Source organism: Flavobacterium psychrotolerans (assembly GCF_003097635.1).
GTDB lineage: Bacteria > Bacteroidota > Bacteroidia > Flavobacteriales > Flavobacteriaceae > Flavobacterium > Flavobacterium psychrotolerans.
Map to the genome: position 1 here is coordinate 97627 of NZ_QCZI01000009.1, position 23087 is coordinate 120713.

At 35.7% G+C, this 23087-nt stretch carries 12 protein-coding genes; 3 read left to right on the forward strand and 9 right to left on the reverse strand.

Annotated features, from left to right (window positions below; translation table 11 throughout):
- Positions 1-177: 177 nt before the first annotated feature.
- A complete protein-coding gene (locus DB895_RS08575) occupies positions 178-3483 on the forward strand; it encodes a C10 family peptidase (protein WP_166426954.1) in 3306 nt (1101 codons plus the stop codon).
- A 201-nt stretch (positions 3484-3684) separates the two neighbouring features.
- Here DB895_RS08575 and DB895_RS08580 read toward each other — a convergent pair whose 3' ends face one another.
- Entirely contained in the window at positions 3685-3813 is a 129-nt protein-coding gene (locus DB895_RS08580; protein WP_317046145.1) for a tryptophan-rich sensory protein, read from the reverse strand.
- A 202-nt stretch (positions 3814-4015) separates the two neighbouring features.
- Here DB895_RS08580 and lysA point away from each other — a divergent pair, with 202 nt between their 5' ends.
- Positions 4016-5236 (forward strand): diaminopimelate decarboxylase, encoded by a 1221-nt coding sequence (gene lysA, locus DB895_RS08585; RefSeq protein WP_116724949.1) that lies wholly within the window; start codon positions 4016-4018, stop codon positions 5234-5236.
- 79 nt (positions 5237-5315) lie between these two features.
- On the opposite strand, the gene pafA is transcribed toward lysA, so the two are convergent.
- The 8 genes from pafA to DB895_RS08625 all read right to left on the reverse strand — a co-directional run bounded on the left by pafA (position 5316) and on the right by DB895_RS08625 (position 21468).
- Complete coding sequence (gene pafA / locus DB895_RS08590) at positions 5316-6926, reverse strand: alkaline phosphatase PafA (protein ID WP_116724950.1); 1611 nt, start codon at positions 6924-6926, stop codon at positions 5316-5318.
- Between the two features lie 260 nt (positions 6927-7186).
- Positions 7187-9106, reverse strand: a complete 1920-nt coding sequence (locus tag DB895_RS08595; protein ID WP_243694648.1) for an OmpA family protein — start codon at positions 9104-9106, stop codon at positions 7187-7189.
- Positions 9081-10025 (reverse strand): PorP/SprF family type IX secretion system membrane protein, encoded by a 945-nt coding sequence (locus DB895_RS08600; RefSeq protein ID WP_116724951.1) that lies wholly within the window; start codon positions 10023-10025, stop codon positions 9081-9083. Before DB895_RS08600 ends, DB895_RS08595 begins: the two co-directional genes overlap by 26 nt.
- Before the next feature lie 12 nt (positions 10026-10037).
- Positions 10038-17237: a gliding motility-associated C-terminal domain-containing protein gene (locus DB895_RS08605; protein ID WP_166426955.1), complete on the reverse strand. Its 7200-nt coding sequence runs from the start codon at positions 17235-17237 to the stop codon at positions 10038-10040.
- 774 nt (positions 17238-18011) lie between these two features.
- The gene (locus DB895_RS08610; protein ID WP_116724953.1) at positions 18012-18440 is read right to left on the reverse strand and encodes a hypothetical protein; all 429 of its coding nucleotides are present in this window, start codon (positions 18438-18440) and stop codon (positions 18012-18014) included.
- A 32-nt stretch (positions 18441-18472) separates the two neighbouring features.
- The gene (locus DB895_RS08615) at positions 18473-19417 is read right to left on the reverse strand and encodes an NAD(P)H-dependent flavin oxidoreductase (RefSeq protein ID WP_116724954.1); all 945 of its coding nucleotides are present in this window, start codon (positions 19415-19417) and stop codon (positions 18473-18475) included.
- Between the two features lie 107 nt (positions 19418-19524).
- Positions 19525-20712, reverse strand: a complete 1188-nt coding sequence (mnmA, locus tag DB895_RS08620; RefSeq protein WP_116724955.1) for a tRNA 2-thiouridine(34) synthase MnmA — start codon at positions 20710-20712, stop codon at positions 19525-19527.
- Positions 20713-20748: 36 nt separating this feature from the next.
- Positions 20749-21468: a toxin-antitoxin system YwqK family antitoxin gene (locus tag DB895_RS08625; RefSeq protein WP_116724984.1), complete on the reverse strand. Its 720-nt coding sequence runs from the start codon at positions 21466-21468 to the stop codon at positions 20749-20751.
- Between the two features lie 176 nt (positions 21469-21644).
- On the opposite strand from DB895_RS08625, the gene DB895_RS08630 reads away from it, so the two are divergent.
- On the forward strand, positions 21645-23033 hold the full coding sequence (locus DB895_RS08630; RefSeq protein WP_116724956.1) for an alpha/beta hydrolase: 1389 nt from the start codon (positions 21645-21647) through the stop codon (positions 23031-23033).
- Positions 23034-23087 lie beyond the last annotated feature (54 nt).

Consider the following 23087-nt stretch of genomic DNA (forward strand, 5'->3'; position numbering starts at 1 on the left):
TATGGAAATTGCTTTTTTTTTAAAAAAAAATACAAATGTGAGTACTATTAGGAGGTGTTTTATTTCAAAATAAATGGATTTAATTAATTTTTAGTGAGTACAGTAAAATATTGCTAAAAATCAAGAAACTACACTAAAATATTAAAGCAATCAGTTATTTTTGCAAAAAAAATTATGATGAAAAAACTCATTAAATTAAATTGTTCCGCACGGAGCAGAATTAAGAATTTTGTAGCACTTATTGTATTGGTCTTCGGTTCTTTATTCCATCTGCATGCTCAAACTGTTTCGGAGGAAGTAGCCCTAAAAGTAGCTAAGAATTTTTACGAAATGAATGTCAATCCTGAGATTAAAAAGGAAGTAGCAAAGGGAAAAAGTTTTGTTTTTAAAAACATCACTAAAGAATTGAAGGAAAACAACGACACCTATTTTGTTTACGACGTAAACGAAAATGATGGGTATGTAATTGTATCAAACGAGTATGGCATCAATCCAATTCTGGGATATTCAGATAAAGGACACCTAAGCAACGCTAAGAAAGCCATTTCTCCTGAGTTCGCCTATTTATTGGAGGATTTTCAGAAAAAAATTGAATACGTAAAATCGCATTCCAAAAAAACAGACAGAACCATTAATAACAAATGGTCATCATTGACAGGTAAAAGTGCAGTAACCCTTGTTTACAGCACAGCAGTTGCACCATTAATTAAGACTAACTGGAACCAATCACCTTATTACAACGCTTTGTGTCCAAGTGACGCAGGCGGCCAAGCCATAACAGGTTGCGTTGCCACTGCCATTGCACAAGTTATGAAGTTTTGGAACTATCCAACAACCGGCACAGGATCCCACTGTTATACTGAAAATGGATATGGAAGAGGAAGTTACGGTAATTTATGTGCTGATTTTGGTGCGACGACATACAAATGGTCAGATATGCCAAATGAGTTGAACAGCACTAGCACTCCTACACAAATTAATGCAGTTGCTACACTAATGTACCATGTGGGTGTGGGTGTAAACATGGGATACAGTCCTAGCGCTTCAGGAGCTTGGCCAACCACAAACAATGCATTAGTTGCTTACTTTAATTATGCCCCAGACACCAATTTTTTAAATAGAAACCAAACCCCAAATGCAGAGTGGAGTGCACTAATGAAAAATGATTTAGATAAGGGATATCCTGTTCTATACACTGGGTTTTATGTAGGTGGAGCAGGTCACGAATGGGTTTGCGACGGATACGATCAGAACGGATTATTTCACATGAATTTTGGATGGGGTGGCGGTGCAAACGGTTATTTTAACTTAGACAATCCAAATGGATTTGTAAGTTCCCAGGCCTGTTACTTTAATTTACGCCCAGCAGTTTCAAACTCCTATAATGTATATGTAAAAAGAGAAGGAAGCACACAAGTACCTAAGATTCATTCTTGGACAAACGATACAGGGACAGATGTTTCCTTAACTCCATGGGCAAATTCTCCATCTATGACAGCTGATACTGACGGTTGGTACAAATCAACTAACTACACGGCTAAATCATTAGGAACATTATTTAAATATACTGACAAACAAACTCAAGATTTTAAATATTACAGCAAAGATGTTTGGATTTTATTGGATGCTAGTGGAAATCAAAAACAGATATACAACACAGATCCAAGAACATCAAGTGCTTATCCTATTATATCTTTCATTTCTCCAGAATTGTTAGTTTACAACGAAGGCCAATCGATAAATGTGGACGTTACTTCTGCAATGGTTGGCGGCACAGGAACACCAAAAATATACTATACGAAAAGTGAAGGTGGCGTACCTGCAGATCCTACATCGAGTTCAACTCTATATACAGGCCCAATCACCACTATCAAAACAACTACTTTTAAGTTTGTAGCTATACAGGATGCGAAATCTTCAGTTATTAAATCAGTTACTTATACCTTTAATCCGGTACAAACTGAATTTACGATTTTCGTAAAAAGACTGTCCAGTACAGAAAACCCAAGAATTCATGCTTGGTCTAAAGAAACCGGAACAGATGTCGCAATAACTAATACTGCCAATTGGCCCAACAACCTTCCATACATGGTTGCACAAAGCACTTGGTACACCTACACCACATCAAAAAAATCATTAGGAGTGTTGTTTAAATATACTGACAAACAAACGCAGGATTTCAAATACTACTCTTCTACAAAATGGATTCTTTTGGATGCCAGCGGTAACTTAAAATCTGTTACAGACACTAATCCAGAACCAAGCGGACTTGCTTTTTACAAAAACAAACAACCTAACGCAAACGGTAAATACACATCCGGAATAACCGTAACTGCAGGTGTTAACAGGACAATTGGTTGTGCGGTATGTCCGTACCTGGATTTTTACACCCTTGACGGTTCTGATCCAAAAACAAGCACAACAAAAGTGAGCTTCAATAGTTCTATTGATTTTTCGGTAATCAAAGACACCCGTTTAAGAGCCATTTCTTCTATAACCAATCCTACAACTGGTACTATAGAATATACCAATGAAGTAGACGAGTCATTCGTTTTTGAAACTGTGGCAACTCCAAGAGTTAAGATAACCACTAGCCCTACACCAAATTCAGCCGGAAAATACACAACAGGCCAAACGGTAACGGTTACATTAACAGTTGAAAACCAAACACCTGACAATCCCAAAAGCATCAAATACAATACGGACGGAACAGATGTTTATTATACGAATTCTACAACTTATACTTTGCCTTTGCTAATAACTACAAATACAGTAATTAATGCTAAAGTAGTGTTAGAAGACAATGGTTACAGATATTCTATTTTTTCCGAACAAGCTACTAAAACCATAGAATTCGAGACCATAGCCCCAATAACTATTTACGTTAAAAAAGGTGCTATTCCATTCGGACAAGAACCAAAGATTCACGTTTGGTCAAAACAAACCAGTACAAATGTAGCAATTACAAACACGGCAAACTGGCCCAGTAACTTACCAGTTGTAACCCCTGTAGGAAATCAAAATTGGTATAAATACACGGTTCCAAACAACAGTAGAGCATTAGGTTGTTTATTTATTTTTGGGACTGCTCAAACGAAAGATTTTACAGGAATAAATGCAGATACATGGATAGAATTTAATTCAGACGGAACCGTAAAAAACATATCAAACACAGCTCCATACGCAGCAACATTAGCTACTGCTAAAAATATGGAAGAGATTAATAACGACTCATTAACTCTTTATCCAAACCCAACCAACAACTTCTTAAATGTAAATTATCCGTTTGTAGGTTCAGAGCAAATTGAATTGAGTATTTTTGATATAAGAGGAACAACTCTTTATTCTAAAAAAGAGAATTCCGTAAACGGATTTAATAAAGAATTGAATGTTTCAAATCTTAATCTAAGCCCCGGTACTTATATTTTATCTTTGACATCAAGTAAAGGAAAAGAAACAAAACGTTTCATAGTGTCACAATAAACACTACAACAAAATTATTCCAAGAGAGAGGTTGTCCGAAAAGACAGCCTCTCTTGTTTTTAGTACTTGTTTGAAAACACACTTTAATCAGAGCTGATTGTTAAACCCAAATCAGCATTAGATATTTGCTTTATCGAGGTTAACCTCATAGAATCATTAGTTCGTTATGCCATAAATTCTAACGATTAATTCGGGTTAAAACTATTTATTCAACCACCAAATGCTAACATTCAATACAGTTGCAAAACCTACCCAAAGCAAATAAGGGATAAAAAGACAAACTGATATTTTATTGATTTTGGCAAACTGAATATAGGTTTTATAAATCATCAAGCAAAACGATTTCCATACCTGCCAACATTAGATTTTTTAATCCAAAAAAATAAGTGCGACCATACTTATACCATTAAAAATTTACTAAAGCCTAAAAAACCTATTGTTATATATATAACACATTGTTATATTTTGTTATTTTAAGATATTTACTTTGATGTCTCACTTTAGTATAATAAATTTGTAAAAAATTAGCGAAATGCAACCAAAAGATTTAGTACAATTAGCAGAACAATTCGGTAGTCCATTATATGTGTATGATGCCGCAAAAATAAAATCACAATACCATCGTTTAACGGCCGCTTTCTCTAAAGTGGAGCGTTTGCGCATTAATTATGCCACAAAAGCCTTGTCTAATTTGGCTATTTTGCAATTGCTCAGACAAATTGGGTCTAATCTGGACACGGTTTCCATTCAGGAAGTGCAACTTGGTTTGCACGCCGGTTTTCAACCAGAACAAATTATTTATACCCCAAACGGTGTTTCTTTTGAAGAAATAGAAGCTGTGGCACAAATGGGCGTACAAATTAATATTGACAATCTTTCCGTATTGGAACATTTTGGGACCAAACATCCTAGCGTTCCGGTTTGCATCCGCATCAATCCGCACGTAATGGCGGGTGGAAATTCGAATATTTCGGTGGGGCACATCGACAGTAAATTCGGAATTTCCATACACCAAATGCCGCACATACTTCGCATTGTAGAAAATACCAGAATGCACATTAACGGGATTCACATGCACACGGGGTCAGATATTTTAGACATTGAGGTGTTCCTTTATGCTGCAGAAATTCTTTTTGATGCCGCAAAAAATTTTAAAACACTAGATTTTCTGGATTTCGGAAGCGGATTCAAAGTCCCTTACAACAAAGGCGATATTGAAACGGACATTGAAGAATTAGGGAAAAAATTGTCGAAACGCTTTTTGGCTTTCGAAAAAGAATACGGTCGTGAACTGACTTTGGCATTCGAACCCGGTAAATTCTTGGTAAGCGAAGCTGGTTTCTTTTTGGCAAAAGTAAATGTAGTAAAACAAACTACTTCTACGGTTTTTGCCGGAATTGATAGTGGTTTCAACCATTTGATTCGCCCAATGTTATACGGTTCGCAACATCACATTGAAAACATCTCTAATCCAAAAGGTAAAGAACGTTTCTATACCGTGGTGGGCTACATTTGTGAAACGGATACTTTTGCGAACAACCGTAGAATTGCCGAAATTAATGAAGGTGATATTTTATGCTTCAGAAATGCCGGCGCCTATTGCTTCTCGATGTCCTCTAACTACAACTCCAGATACAAACCCGCTGAAGTTTTATGGAAAGACGGCCAAGGCATCTTAATTCGCGAACGGGAATCGTTTGAGGATTTGTTAAAAAATCAGATTATGTTACCCTTAGAAGTAGCTACTGCATAACTAAACTACAACAACACCAACTAAAAAATCCCGATCACTGAATCAGTATCGGGATTTTGCATTTTATAAAACAGTATGGCTATTTATCTAAAATCTCTAACAAAACATTAGACTCCGTTCCGTTAGGAAAAGGAATTTTAAGCAGTTGCGAAAGTGTTGGAGCAATTTCCGTAATCACTTTTCTATCGTGTGTTTCACCTTTTTTGATGTTACATCCATAAAAAAGGAGTGGCACATGGGTATCATAGCTATATGGAGTACCATGTGAAGTACCCGTTCCTTGGTATTCAATATACCCAGGTTTGTCTAATAGTACCAAATCTCCACCCTGGGCATATCCTCTTGCAATGCAATTGAGATAAAAATCATTACCCGATGCCGCTAAAATGTCTTCTTCGCTATAGACCCTTTTCACGTGTTCCTGTGACATCAAAAAGGTTGTAAAACTTTGTTTCACTTTAGACAATTCCAACCCTTTACTTTTAATAATATCTTTATTGAAAAAGAGATTAAAACTAGAATAATTCAATATCAAATCATCCCCAAAAGTAGCTACAGAATACTTTTTTAGTGACGTTACCAAATCTTTAGGGCTAACACTTTTTACATCGTATTTATTGTCTTTAAGAAAATTTACATTTTCTGCTCCGGCATGGTCTGCCGTAAGGAATAGTAAATAATTATCTTTCCCAACCGTTTTATCCAAATAAACCAGAAAATCAGCGATGGTCTGATCCAAACGCAAATAGGTGTCTTGCAACTCCATGGAACGCGGCCCGAGAAGATGCCCTATGTAGTCGGTTGAAGAAAAACTTACCGTAAGAAAATCTGTGTTGTCATCTTTTCCTAATTCTTCTTTTTCAATGGTTTTCATGGCAAAATCAGCCAAAAGATTGTTGCCAAACGGTGTAGATCTTAAAACTCCCGCATCATTTTTATCATACATTTCTTTTAAATTATATGGAAAAACTGGCGCTGTACTGTTATATAATTTCCCTTCATATGGATTTTCATCGGTAAGACTTTCATTGTAAGTTGCTATAGGTTTAAACAAATCCCAACCTTTGGTAATATAGGGTATGTATCTTTTTTCTTGATTGAATTGTGTTACCCAATCCGGCAATGCCGAGCCATAAAAAGTACTAGATATAAAAGCTCCCGTTTTGCTATACCAGAAAGCCCAATTGGCAAAATGTCCCGCAGGTAAAATGGCTCCGCGATCTTTAAGACTTATCCCGATGACTTTTCCTTTAAAGTTAGTTGCCAAACGCAACTCATCGGTAATGGTGGTACTTTTCAAATTTTTTGGAGACATTTGTCCTTCTTTATCTGTTCCGTCCCCAATTGTTTTTACAGAAGCGTCTTCGGTACAATAAATTTCTTTACCCAATGTCTTGTCAAACCAATCATTACCCACAATTCCGTGTGTAGATGGTGTAGTTCCCGTATAAATGGAAGCATGCCCAGGAGCTGTATAAGTTGGCACATAATTGTAATGCATGTTATGAAAGGTATATCCCTTTCCCATCAGTTTCTTGAAGCCATTGGCAGAAAAATCATCTGAAAAACGGTATAGATATTCCATTTTCATTTGATCGACCACGATACCCACCACAAGTTTTGGGCGCTGTTGTTGGGCCTGAACATTCAGAATCATTGTAAGTGCAAAAAACAAAATTAACTTTTTCATATAGGTATAATTTAATTTTTATCTGTTATATATGATATCGTCCTTGTATATATTGCTGTTTGTTTGCAAAAAATTAATGTTGGTGGCGATTTCATGTATTCGTTAAAATTTAAACAAAAATAGGTGTTTAATATGATGTAAATAAAAGAACTATAAGAATTAACAATAAAGCAATACCGTTATGTAAAAAACACTTTTTATGTTAACCTGGAGCAAAAAAATGCCATTGTTTCCAATGGCATTTTTCTTCATCAACGTTATTATCTTAAAATAATAAACTCGCAACGTCTATTAATGGAATACTCTTGTTCGGTGCATGGTTTAGATTTACCACAATTTATTAATGGAACTGATTCTCCATATCCTTTTGATCGGAGTCTTTTACGACTTATTCCGTTTTTGACTAAATACTCTAAGGTGGATGCGGCACGCTTGTTTGAAAGTAATAAGTTGTATGTGTCAGAAGCTTGGGAATCCGTATGTGCTCCCAATTCAATTTCCATTTCGGGATACTTATTTAGCAAGTCTAAAAGTACATTTAAGATTTTTGCCGCTTCTGGTTTGATTTCCCATTTATTCAAATCGAAATAGATATTTTCAAGTACAATCTGTACTTTTCCATCCTGACGTTTCGAAACGATTTCTTCGGCATCATCATAACATTCCATAAACAATTCAATGGTATATTCTAATTTACCATCTTCATTTGTAGTGAATTCTTCACTATGTGGAATGTAGAAATCCTTAGCTGCTTCAATTCTGTATTTTTTATTTGGTTCCGTAGTAAAAGTATATTTGGCATCGGCCCCAACTAGCATTTGTGTTAGCAAAACTTCTTTATCGTCATACAAAGACACTAAGGTTCCTGGCAATAAATATTGAGTGTTTTTATCTTTTACTTCACCTTCAATTACAAATCTTTTTTCATTTTCAATTCTGGTAAAACTGTACAAATTATCACATCCTTTTCTATTAGATGAAAAATAACCTTTATTATTTTTCTCATCAAACAGGTAAGCAAAATCATCTAAGTTGCTATTAATATTTTCTCCAAGGTTTAAAGGCTTACCAAAAACTCCTTCTTTGGATTTACTCATGAAAATATCCAGTCCGCCTAATCCCTGATGGCCATCGGAAGCAAAATAAAGAATTGATCCGTCATCAGAAATGACTGGAAATTGTTCTCTATGAATTGTGTTAATGACATTACCCATATTTTGTGGCGTACCAAAAGTACCATCTTCATTTACATCAACCACAAAAATATCAAAAGACCCTACTGATCCAGGCATGTCACTGGCAAAATATAATTTTTTGCCATCTTTGCTTAATGCAGGATGTTCAGTAGAGTAAAAATCACTGCAAAATGGCAACGATTTTATATTCTCCCATTTCCCATCAATGAATTCGGCTTTATAAATTTTAATTCCGGCAACTTTTACTTCGCCAATTTTAACTTTTTTGTCATTCGTTCTATTAAAGTACATAAAGCGCCCATCGGGACTAAATGTGGCAGAACTTTCATGGGTTTTGGTATTGATTTCTTTTGGAAAAGGCGCTACATTGGTCAACATTCCTTTGTCATTTATTTCGGCACTAAATAGATCCAAATAAGGCATATCATTCCAAGTACTCGACTTAGAATCTGTATTTCTTGATGACGCGAATGCCACTTTTCCTCCATTTAATGACAACCCAAAATCACAGTTTGTCGTGTTTTTTGTCATGGGTTGAATTACGTAATTGAAAGGAATACTTGTGGCAAGATTAGCAATAAAATTTGTCGTGCTCACATTGTATTTTAAATATTCACTCATGATGACATCCGCTTTGGGATAGTCTGCAATTCCTAATAATGATTGGGCGTATTTAAAATAAAATTCGGGATTTATATGTTCTTTAAAGGTCAAAAATAACTTCCCATAAACCCGAACGGCATCTTTCATTTGAGAATTATTGTAGTAACAATCCCCTAGATTTTGCAATACGTTTTGGTTTTCTTTGACTTGTTCATACATTTCCGCAGCTTTCACATACGATTTCTTTTCGAATAAAATATTCGCTTTCTTTTCACTTACTTTTTGACCAAAAATAGTGAGGCTAAAACAAAATATAAAAAGGATATAGGTGTATTTTTTCATTTTCTTTTTGTTATTAGAAGAACCTAGGTGATTTTTCATATCCTTTTGAAGATAGAATAGACGTGTCTATATCAAACAATAAAAATATTTCGTGTGATCCAGAATTGTATTTTCCAAGATTAGATAATGTATAATCGTATGAATATCCAATTCGTAAAGTAGGTGTAACATAAAAATTAACCAAGCCACTAACCGAATCATCTAAACGATAACCAGCACCTAGTCCTACCAGATTATTTATCAAAAAATTTGCGGTTAAATCTAAAGACAAAGGAGCTCCTGAAACGCCTTTCATCATAAATGCCGGCTTGAATTTCAAATTCGGATTCAATTCGAATACATACCCTCCAGTAAAAAAGTAATGAATGGCTTCAACTCCAGTATAATTAATTCCGTTTTTACTTTCCATATGCTTTGTCGTCAGCAAGTTAGGAACAGACAACCCTAAATAATAGTTATCACTGAAGAAAAATGTTCCAGCACCAACATTGGGTAACGTTTTGTTGACGTTATCAAAAGCATTATCGGGCAAATTATCAGTGTATTTAAAACCTGCAAAATCCACATCATAAATAGTGACTCCGCCTTTTAATCCGAAGGACAATTTATTCTTGTCTGAAATTGGCAACACATAGGCAAAATCGACATAGATATTATTCTCATGCACAACGTCACCAATAACATCATTAACAAAAGACAACCCCATTTCTACTTTCTTCGCGATAGGTGAATGAACAAATAAACTCCCTGTTTTTGGAGCTCCCACTGCACCAACCCATTGTGTTCTATACAATCCTCCCAAATTAACCACCCCCTCAGTATCTGTAGCGTATGCCGGATTTATCACACTCATATTATACATATATTGTGTAACCTGTGGATCTTGTTGGGCTTTTGCTAGAGTGGAAACTAGAAAAACGCCAATAAAAACTAAATATCTATTTCTTCCTTTTTTCATCTTGTATTTGATTTATCTACTTAAATAGATTCGGCCTTGTTTTGGACTATTAACTCCATCGTTGAATTCTAAAATATAGAAATAAACACCTACTGGAAGTAAAGAGTCTCCTAATTTTATTCCACCTTCTGAAGTAGTTCCATCCCAAAATGGCGTATTTATATTCCCTTTATAGAGTACATTTCCGTATCTGTTAAAGATTTCTAATTTAAAATTCGGATAAGCATCTGCTAAATTTTTAATTTCAAACGTATCGTTAACATTATCATTGTTTGGCGAAAAACCATCCGGAATCAAGAGGTCTTTACATTTTTTCAAGTCCGTAGTCACTTGCAAACGAATTAAACTTTCACAACCATAAGTTGATTTTAGAGCGGCATAATAAACCTTTGCGTCTTCCAGTAAATCGGTGGTATTATATGCAGTACCTCCAGTAGCCGCATCATACCAAACTACTGTTTCTGAAGTTGAAATATTGCTTGATAAATTCGCAATTGTAGGTTTTTCATAGTCACAGAATTCATTTCCTTTTGAAACAAGAATTGGAGTATCTAATTGAGTTACCACAAATGCAAATGGAATTAAAGTACTACCTGATGTTCCACAAGAACTTACTTGAGATTTAATTTCGGAAATAGTAACGGTTACATTCCCAGAGTTATTTAAATCCGTACCTGGAATCATGAAACTTCCCTTTCCACTACTAAAGAGAACAGGAACTGTCGCTGTTGCAGTACTTGCATCCGATAATTGATAAATAATGTCATAATATCCATCACTCAAACTATTGGCTCCAGAGATGGTTACTTCATTTGAAAAATTGATACAGGCTGTTGCTGCATTAAGTGTTGCGCCTGAAGCATTTGGTATTGGAAACACTTGGAAATCTACATTAGCATCTTCACTTAAATTATTACATCCAGAAGAAAGACTGGTAATTGCATTGATTGAAAAATTAAAATTCGTAGCAGTTAACAAATAAGAAGCTGGAATTGTAAAGGGCGATACCGAAGAACCACCTAAAACATTAACTATTCCTGTAATCCCTGTGCTTGGTGTGCCTGGAGGAATCGTATTAACCGTATAATTGAATTGGTAATCCCCATCAGGCAAACCAACAGCATTACTAATCGAAACTGTAGCATCACTTCCTATACAAATATTAACTATGCTCAAATTGGTATTTTCCAAATTAGAACTTGGGCGTATAATAATCTGAGCGGTTATATTTGGATTGACAATAGTCGTACATCCAGATAATACATTTGTGATTCTAGAAATTGTAATTGTTGTAGTCCCATCATTAGGTACAGCCGAAGCATTAATAGTAAAGAAACCTGTTCCTTTATTATCAATTGATACACTTGCACTTTGATTGAGTAACTCATTAGGTATTGATAGATAATAATCTATAATATAACTGCCCTCAACCATATTAGACAAGGATACTGTTACATTATTCCCTTTACAATTAGCAGAACTAACCGCAATATTCGAAGAATTTAATACCGGATTAGGCAGTACCGTAAATTGTACGGTTTCAAAATCGCTTCCACATAAGTTGGTAACCGTGTAAGTATAACTATAGGTATTTGGAGTAAACGTTGAAATAGTAATGGTACTTGATGTTAAAGGTAAATTTGCACCATCAGTCCAAACTCCACCGGATTGATTATCCTTCAACAAAGTAAATAAATCAAATGTTCCCGCTGAAGTACAAACCTTTTGAACACCAACAAAAGTTCCTGCATTGGGTATCGGATCTACAGTCACTGTTACCGTTGCGGTATCATTATCGCAAGGTTGATTTCCGCTAAGGGTGTACGTATAAATTCCCGCTGGATCTACTGCTGGATTAAAAATTCCTGAACCACTAGCAAGCGCAGGAGACCAAGTTCCACCCAAGTCTGGAGCTCCTTTTAAACTTGCAAACAAATCTTGTGTTCCACTTGTCTTACATAAAGTTAGGGTTCCTGGCAATCCGGCATCTGGACCGTGGGTAATATTTATGGTTAATTCTGCAGAATCCGTTGTGCAAAATGTGCTTCCAACCGTATAAGTATATTTTCCTGCCGTGTCAATCTTTGGATTAAACATACCTGTTCCACTATCTAAAGCAGGTGTCCAAGTTCCTCCTGATTGTGGTGTCCCAAGAAGGTAAGAAAATAAATCTACAGGATTTACATTTGAACATATCGCTACGGTATTATCAATACCTGCATCCGGAATTGGGTTGATTGTCACGGTCACAGTAGCGGTATCTTTATCGCAAGGTTGAGTTCCGCTAAGGGTATAGGTATAAACTCCAGCCAAATCTACTGATGGGTCAAAAATTCCAGAACCGCTTACCAAAGCAGGAGACCACGTTCCTCCCGATTGTGCAGTAGTACCTAAAAGTGAGAATAAATCTTGTTTTGCACTATTTTGACAGAAGACAACATTTTGAGATGTTCCAGCCTCTGGACCAGGTGTAATTGTCATTGTAATGGTAGCGGTATCATCTCCGCAAGGTGCAACACCACTAATAGTATAAACATATGTACCTGCCAAATCAATTGAAGGATCAAAAACGCCAGTACCACTCTTCAAAGCAGGAGACCATGTTCCACCTGTCTGAGGTGTCCCACCAAGAAAAGTAATTAAATCTACAGGAACTGCGTTCGAACATAAATTTGCAGATCTGTCAATTCCTGCATCGGAAGCCGGAAGAATTGTTACTGTTACTAAAGCGGTATCATTCGCACAAGGCGGAGTTCCTGATACGGTATAAATATAATCACCCGATACATCTACCTTTGGATCAAACATTCCAGTACCACTTGCTAAAGCGGGTTTCCATGTCCCACCTGCTTGTGCAGAAGATCCCAATAACAAATATAAATTTTGCTCCCCCCCTCCACTGCATATAGAAAGGTTAGCGTTGCTTCCCGCTTTTGGAGGTTGCGTCACGTTGATTGTTGTAGATCCAGATTGAACCTGACTACAACTTGGTGGACCATCTAGAGCAATACTTACTAAGTCAAATTTAGATGTAGCAATCAATGCAATATTTAAAGTGGCAACTCCAGAAGAGCCGATATTTATAGTAGAACTATTCGCTCCATTAATGGTATAGGTAACAATTGAATTCGGAGTTCCAGTAAAAGTTATACTTGCATTATTACCAGAACAGATTGCAGTATTGGAAGAAGAAATTTTAACTGTTGGTAATGGATTGATGTTTATGGTAACCGCTTTATTTAATGGATTACTACAACTTGGCGATCCAAAAGAATCAACCTTTACTAAAGCATAAGTAGTGGTGGCTAATAATGCAGTAGTAATTACGGCAGTTCCCGCTCCATCTAAAACAATTGATTGATCACTTCCTCCATTTACTGTATACGTAACGGTCGCATTTGGTGTACCCGAAAAAGTAATAGTTGCATCTGAACCCAAACAAATATTTGAGGCAGTAATAAGATCAGCGGTTGGCAAAGGTAAAACAGCAACTGTAATGGAACCTGAACCCGTTAGCAATTTACTACATCCTGGTGTACCTGAGGAAGTTATACTAACGAGATCAAACGTTGTTGGTGAAGCATATGAATTAGTTATAGTCGCAACACCCAAGTTATTTAGAAGTATTGTTTGACTACCTCCTCCGTTAATAGTATAAGTTACTGTGGCATCCGGAGTACCTGTAAATGTAACTGTGGCATTAGAGCTTGAACAGATGGTTGAATTATCAACACTCATACTTGCCGTTGGATCTGCTACTGTTATCGTGATACTTTGGTTCAAAAGTTTACTACAACTCGGAACACCTGTTGTCGCTACACTTACTAAAATTATGGTCGTGTTTAAGGCGTAATTCGTTGCCAATGTCTCAGTACCCGAACCATTAAGTGTAATCGTTTGGTTTAAACCACCATTAACCGTATATGTAACTATTGCATTTGGTGTACCCGTAAAAGTTATTGTAGAATTCCCTGACGAACAAATTGTGGTATTATCAACACTCATGCTTGCCATCGGATCTATTACTGATATCGTAATACTTTGGTTCAAAAGTTTACTGCAACTCGGAACACCTGTAGTCACTACGCTTACTAAAGTTATTGTAGTATTTGCACCATATTTAGTTGCTAACGTCGCTTTTCCTGAACCATCGAGTGTAATCGTTTGGTCTGCACCTCCATTAACTGTATAAGTAACTATGGCATCTGGCGTACCTGTAAAAGTTACTGGAGTATTGTCTGACGAACAAACTGTCGTGTTGTCGACAGTAACACTTGCGGTTGGGTCTACCACCTTTATAGTGATGCTTTGATTCAAAAGTTTACTGCAACTCGGAACACCTGTTGTCACTACACTCACTAAAGTTATTGTAGTATTTACGGAGTAACTTGTTGCTAAAGTTGCTTTTCCCGAGCCATCTAGTACTATTGTTTGATCTGAACCACCATTGATTTTATAGGTAACGATTGCATTTGGCGTACCCGTAAAAGTTACCGGAGTATTATCCACAGAACAAACTGTGGCGTTATCAACACTCACGCTTGCCGTTGGATCTATTACTGTTATCGTGACACTTTGGTTCAAAAGTTTACTGCAACTTGGAACACCTGTAGTTGCCACACTTACTAAAGTTATTGTAGTATTCGCACCATATTTAGTTGCTAACGTCGCTTTTCCCGTACCATCAAGTGTAATCGTTTGGTTTGCACCTCCATTAACTGTATAAGTAACTATGGCATCTGGCGTACCTGTAAAAGTTACCGGAGTATTATCTGACGAACAAACAGTCGTGTTGTCGATACTAACACTTGCAGTTGGGTCTATCACTTTTATGGTGATACTTTGATTCAAAAGTTTGCTACAAATTGGGGCAATAGTTGTCGCCACGCTCACTAAAGTTATTGTGGTATTTACGGAGTAACTTGTTGCTAATATTGCTTTTCCTGAGCCATCTAGTACTATTGTTTGATCTGAACCACCATTGATTTTATAGGTAACGATTGCATTTGGCGTACCTGTAAAAGTTACTGGAGTATTATCTACCGAACAAACTGTTGCGTTATTAATGCTCACGCTTGCGGTTGGATCTATTACCGTAATCGTAATACTTTGGTTCAAAAGTTTAGTACAACCTGGAACACCCGTTGTCACCACACTTACTAAGGTTATTGTAGTGTTTGCACCATATTTAGTTGCTAAAGTTACTTTTCCTGAACCATCAAGAATAATTGTTTGATCTAGACCGCCATTGACTTTATAGGTAATTATTGCATTTGGCGTACCCGTAAAAGTTAATATGGTATTATTATCCGCCGAACAAACAATTGGTTTATCTACACTTACATTTGCCGTTGGATCTATTACCGTTAATATGATACTTTGGTTCAAAAGTTTACTACAAATTGGAGCAACAGTTGTTACCACACTAACCAAAGTTATTGTAGTGTTTAAAACATAATTCGTTGGCACTGCTGCTTTTCCTGAATTATCGAGCTGTATCGTTTGATCTAAACCACCATTGACTTTATAGGTGACTATTGCATTTGGCGTTCCTGTAAAATTTAGTGTAGGACTTGCTGATGAACAAACTGTTGTATTGGGAACACTTACACTTGCAATTGGGTCAACCACCGTTATAGTAATGCTTTGAGCTAAAATTTTAACGCAACTTGGCATACCTGCTGTTGCTATACTAACCAATGTAAAAGTAGTTGTCGCGGCATAAGTGTTTACTATTGAACCTAAACCTAAACTATTCAAAACTATAGTTTGATTGCTTCCCCCATTTATTGTATAAGTTACCGTTGCATCCGGTGTTCCTGTAAAAGTTACAGTAGCACTTGAGCTAGCACAAATTGTGGTACTAGGCGAAATAACAACTGTCGGCAGTGGCAAAACTTTTATCACAATACTTTGCGGCTGTACCTGACCACAACTCGGCAGGATACCTGAAGCTACGCTAATTAAGTTATAAGTAACATCTGCAAGTAATACTGGAGTCACCAAGGTTGCATTACCTCCTGCATCCAACACAATTGTTTTGTTTGCTCCACCACCCACGTTATAGGTCGCGGTAGCATTTGGCGTTCCGGTAAAATTCACAACAGTACTTGATCCTGAACAAACTGTAGGATTGGCAGCTATAGAAGCCACAGGTAATGGCACAACAGTAATCGTAACTGTTTGTGGAGCTTGCGGACAAACCCCATCTCCAACTACGGTGTAGGTGAATTTATAATCCCCAGGAAGAGTTAAAGTAGAAACATCTACCGTTCCTAAATTCCCGTTAATCGTGGGTAATGGACCAGTCCAAGACCCCGTATTATCTGGAGTTCCTCCAAGTAGATTAAACAAATTAAAAGGAGCCGTCGCAGCTACATCAGTGATACAAATATTTTTTGTTCCAGCTGTTCCTGCTTTATTGATCTTTCCTAAAGAAACAGTAACCTGAAAACGAGTTGCACTCTCACAAGGAAGAACAACTGTGGTGGCATAATAATCTTTTCCATCAACTAATAGCGCCGTTGTTGGCAATGGGAATCCTCCAGAGGGAGCGGAATACCAATTATTACTCCCACTGGCAACTAAATTAGCCACAGTTGGTGGACTTGAGGGATCATTACAAAATTTTTGTAATGGATTCCCCGTAGGAACAGGAACCAAACTAACCGTTGCTCTTACTGCATACCTAGAAGTTTCGCAACCTGTATTCGGATTTGTTTGGCTTGCCCAATATATATTATCATTAACCAAAACCTCAGTTAAAAGCTTGGGAGATCCTCCAGCAGGTCCTGAATACCATTTTATATTATTCCCAACTAGGGTAAAATTTGCAATTGTAGCTTCATTTAAATCTGACACGCACGGCCCTTGAAGAGAATTTCCGGTTGGAGGTAAATAAATAGTCACAACTACTTTTTGTCTTACGCCACAACTTCCTGAGTTGTCATCTGCAAAATAATCCTCTCCATTTATTAAATCGGCTGAACTTAACAATGGCGTTACCGAAGTTGCCGTATCATACCAAACTACACCATTACCATTAGGCGTAGCAACAAGATTGCCAATTGTAGGTAATTGTAAATCACAAAAGGTCTGATTTGAATTTGCAACTGTGGGACATTGCGCAGATATACTTGTCAGGCTAAGAAAAAATGCCGAAAAAGAGAAGATCTGAAATATTTTTTTTCTACTAAGAGTAATAATTCTCATAAGCATACAAATTGACAAATTAGGAAATTTAAAAGGCAAATATATAACGTTTTCGAAAACAAAAAATTTATTATAATAATTCAACAAAAGCGATCAATTATTTTAGGAATTAAACAAAAACATAGCAAGTGTTAAAAAATAACAACATTATATACACTATTACAAAAATGCAACTTTTTTTATTATTACAATCAATTTTACTAAAAATATTTTAATATTTGGCAATTTAAACCCTTGCCAACCATGAAAAGTATAAAAATAATACCGCTCCGATGTGTAGAAAAAAATTTGTATCCATTTTACAAAATAGCCTTAAATAACCGTTAAAAAATTAACACTTGTTTAAATGCTTGATTATTTGAATATTGCAATACCAAAAGAAAATAAAACTAATGCCATTTCGACTTTATTGACACGATATTATTACATTTTCTAAATAAATGCAATGGGCAATCATTTTAGAAAAATTTAAGCTAAGGATTGATACAAACTATTTCATTATAATTTTTGAAATAAATATCGTACCTTAAAAAAAGGATTAATGCTATTTTAAAGACAAATTAAGCATTTTAGCATAATAATTCAAAATGAAAAAGTCATTTTGAGCGGCAATATTCTATTCTTTTTAAATAATTTTCAATTTTATTTAAGATTAAAATAACAAAAAATGAGTTAAACGTAATCTAGAAGTTTAGAAAAAAAAGTCCGATAAAAGGAATCTATCTACCGGTAGTGATTCCATAAAATTTACGAATAACTAAAATAATATAAAGTTTATTTTTTAATTGTATCGATAAAATTTACAATATTATATACAATGATAACCTTTTTTTGATTGATATAAAGCTGCTTTCTATTTCCTTGATTTTTTCTGGTAATAATAGAAATCACAAAAGGCTCCCCATCATCATTGCTACAGGTAAAAGCATTAATTTCATTATCCCCACTCACCTGTTTGGTTTCATAATTTACAATTTTGTAAAGTTGAATTTCTTGAGAATATATGATAATTCTGTTTTTATTTGTATCTAGTGTAATGATTAAGGACGTATTTTGTAAATCAGACCATTTTCCCCAATCTCCCTTATCATTTTTTTCCAAAACGCTAAAACCTGTCGATTGGAATTTATAAATTTGACAATATGAATATTGCATTCCCACTATTAGGAATAAAATCAAAAATATTTTTTTTAGGCGCATCATTTTTTAAATAATTTGGCTACAAAAGTAGTCAATTAAAAATTCATGTTTTTTATATCTGTTTTCGAAAATTCAAATTCACGGATTATCTCATTTACAATTTCACTAACAGGTTTGATTTCGTGAATCATTCCGGCTATTTGCCCGATTTCTAATTCCCCTTCAATCAAATCCCCTTCAAACATTCCTCGTTTTGCCCTTGCTCTTCCGAGTAAGGTTTTTAATTCGTCAATTGTTGGACACTTTGCATACAAATCCTGAACGTCTTGATAAAATTTGTTCTTAATCAAGCGGACAGGTGCCAACTCTTTTAAGGTTAATTGCGTATCCCCTTCTTTAGTTTCTGTTATCTTTTTTTTGAAATTTTCATGAGATGAGGACTCAACGGAAGCTGCAAAACGGCTTCCGACTTGAATTCCATCGGCACCTAAAATCATGACGGCTAACATGCCTTTCCCTGTGGCAATTCCTCCAGCGGCTATTAACGGAATCTTAATTTGTTCCTTAACCATCGGGATTAAAGTCAGCGTAGTTGTTTCATCCCTTCCGTTATGCCCTCCAGCTTCAAAACCTTCCGCTACAACGGCATCTACCCCCGCCTCTTGTGCCTTTAATGCAAATTTAGAACTACTCACTACATGAACAACCGTGATATCATTTTCTTTTAATAGCGCAGTCCAAGTGTTTGGATTTCCAGCCGAAGTAAAAACAATTTTCACCCCTTCTTCAATAATGATTTTAATGATTTCTTCTACATTTGGATACAACATGGGTACATTAACCCCAAAAGGTTTATCCGTAGCTTTTTTACATTTAAGGATATGCTCCCTTAAAACTTCGGGATACATAGACCCAGCCCCAATCAACCCTAAACCACCGGCATTACTAACGGCACTTGCTAATTTGTACCCGCTATTCCAAATCATTCCACCCTGAATTATTGGATATTTTATTTTGAAAAGTTGCGTGATTTTATTCATTATTTTTTCAGGATTTTTCGGTCAGAGGATAACAGTTTCATTGTATATAAATGAATATATTCCGCGATTAAGCTTTAATGAATTGGCGATTTTCTATCGAAGTAAAATTATGAAATCACTCCTGAACCTAACAATTCCTCTCTATGGTACCATGCCACAAATTGACCTTGAGTAATTGCCGATTGGGGTTCATCAAAAGAAACATATATCCCGTTTTCATATTGATATAAAGTGGCACTTTGCAAAGGTTGACGGTATCTGATTCTTGCCATCACTTTCATGGTTTCCATATTAGCAATCGCCAAATCCTTACGAATCCAATGCACTTCTGATTGGGCAACAAAAAGTGCTTTTTTAAACAATCCAGGATGTTGACTTCCTTGGCCTGTATAAATCGTATTGGTTTTTACATTCGTCGCTATTACAAATAATGCTTCCTTAGTTCCTCCTACATTGAGTCCTTTTCTTTGCCCTGTTGTAAAATAATGAGCTCCTTGATGCTTGCCTACCACTTTTCCCATTTCAGGAGTATAGTCAATAGAAGTAGATTCGTAAACGAGTGCTTCTTCTTGGTTTTTATGAGTGGGTTTTTCCAAAGTATAGATTTCTTGATTGGGATCAATTTCGAAAATCAACCCAGCTTTAGCTTGTAATTTTTGTTGTAAAAATTCTGGCAGACGCACTTTTCCAATAAAACATAATCCTTGAGAATCTTTCTTATCAGCGGTGACCAATTCCATTTCGGCAGCAATTTCGCGCACTTCTGGTTTTGTTAATTCTCCAATCGGAAATAATGATTTAGCCAATTGTTCTTGGGACAGCTGACAGAGGAAATACGATTGGTCTTTGTTCTCATCAACCCCCGCCAACAATTGATAAACTGGCATTCCATCAACTTCAATTTCTCCTTTTCTGCAATAATGGCCTGTAGCAACATAATCGGCACCAAGACTTAGTGCAATTTTCATAAAGACATCGAATTTAATTTCACGGTTGCACAAAACATCCGGATTTGGAGTGCGCCCCTTTTCATATTCGCTGAACATGTAGTCAACGATTTTTTCTTGGTATTGCTTGCTTAAATCAACCGTTTGAAAAGGAATCCCAAGTTTTTCGGCAACAAGAAGGGCGTCATTGCTATCTTCCAACCAAGGACACTCATCAGATATGGTTACGGAATCATCATGCCAATTTTTCATAAAAAGGCCAATAACTTCATACCCCTGCCGTTGCAATAAATAAGCAGCAACACTAGAATCTACACCTCCCGAAAGCCCAACAACTACACGTTTCATTTACAAAAATTTACCTGCAAAAGTACAATTTAAAATTTATTTGGTTTTAGGTTTTACGACTTTCTTAACCTTTGACATATTTTCTTCACTTACCAGTTTTCCATTTTCAAAGAATTGCCAGATTCCTTTTTTCTTTCCATTCACATATTTTCCCTGAGCCACTATATTCCCAAGCGGATCTTTATAAACTGCCAGACCATCAAATTCGTCGTTTTTATAATTCGATTCTTCAAGAACCACACCCTCTTTTTCGGAATATTTTTTATATTTCCCTTGTTTAACACCATTCACATAATTGGTTTCTTCTGCAATTTTTGTACTTGGGTAAAAAACACTGCGCAACTTATCAAGTTTTCCTTTTTTATAATTTTCAATGGTCATAACTTCTTTTGAGGATTCGTGGTAATATTTCCATTGTCCTTCGTACAATCTGTTGACTTGTTTCCCTTCACTTACCTTATTCTTTTTTTGATCATAAAAAATAGTATACACTGAATTATCTTTACTATTAAATTCTCTAGTGGCAATTATGGATTGTGCTTTTGTATCATCAAAAAAATTAAAAATACCAATTTCTTTTCCGTGGTCAAAAGTCCCCTCATATCTTAGTCTTTTGGATTCCGGATAAATGCCTTTCCAAACACCTTGTTTTTTCCCTTTATCATCTAATTTATTGATATCCGTTTGCGCCAAAATAGCTTGACTGATAAGAAATACCACAAAAACAGTAAAAAAACAAAACTTAATCTTTTTCATTCTAAATAATTTATTGGATCCTTTTATATAACTATTTTTTGGAGTTTTTATTTTGACAAAAATACATTTTAAAATTTCATCCTCCTTTCTATTAACTTTTGATTTAGAAAACATTTCTTCTATTTACATCTCTTTGATAAAAATTTACCTAATTTTACTAAACTAAAATTAAATTCATGAAATTTATTTCTTTATCCCTTACATTACTCGTATACCAATTTACTATCTGTCAGGTAACTATTAATATAACTTCTATTCCTAGCAATACACCCGCCAATGCTCCTATATATTTGGCCGGCGATATTAATACTTGGAATCCTGGAGATGCAAATTACCTTCTTCAATCGGATGGCTTAGGCAGTTGGCAAATTATAATTCCTGAAGGCAAAGGAACCGTAAATTTTAAGTTCACAAGAGGCAGTTGGCCAACCGATGAAGGAAACGCTTCTGGTGGATTCTTACCCAATAGAACATTTACTTTTACTGGTTTACCACAAACACTAAATTTTACCATTCTTTCCTGGGAAGACATCAGCGGAAGTAATTCTGTCAGCACAGCTGCATCCAATGTACAGATTCTGAATCCTACTTTTTTTATGCCACAATTGAATAAATCGCGAAAAATTTGGCTCTATCTTCCACCAGACTATTACACTTCAACAAAAACCTACCCCGTTTTGTATATGGAAGATGGACAAAATCTCTTTGATAATGCCACCTCATTTTCTGGAGAATGGCAAATAGATGAAACCTTAAATACGTTATTTAACCAAGGGGATTATGGGGCCATCGTAGTAGGAATTGACAACGGCGGTTCAGAACGTTTAAACGAATATTCACCTTGGATAAATACGAGTTATAACGCTGGAGGAAAAGGTGATGAATACATCCAATTTATTGCCGAAACTTTAAAGCCCTATATCGATTCTAATTTTAAGACAAAAACCCAACCACAATTTAATGCCTTAATAGGAAGTTCTATGGGTGCCTTTATTTCTGTATATGGAGCATGTGAATTTCCAGATAAATTTGAGAAAGTTGGAGTATTCAGTCCTGCCTTTTGGTTTGCACTAACAGATTTAAACAGCTACATTACCAATAACAGCAATATTGTAAATAACTTAAGGCTATATTTTGTTGCCGGACAAAAAGAAACTACATCTATCGTTTCAGACATCAATTCGGTAGAAAGTAATTTAATTGCTAAAGGAGTAATTAATTCAAACGTGTTTACAAAAATTGATTCCTACGGAACCCATACCGAAAGTTATTGGAGAGGAGAATTTAAAGCCGCGTACCAATGGCTTTTTGCCCAAACCGATTTGGCAACGGACAATTTTATAAAGTCGGACTTTGATATAAAACAGATTGGTAACCGCGAAGTTTGGGTAAAAGGATTATTAGAAGAGACTTGCTTTGACCTCATTTCAATGACTGGTCAAAGTATAAAAAACATCAAACTTATTGATGGGAAAAATCAGTTGCCAGAATATATAGCATCTGGTTTGTATCTTTTAACATCCAAAAAAGCATCTATCAAACCAGTAAAAATTTTCATTGAATAGTAATCCCCAAAAATAGTGTCTGCTTTTTTTGGGGGCAGTCTATTCTAGAAGCGG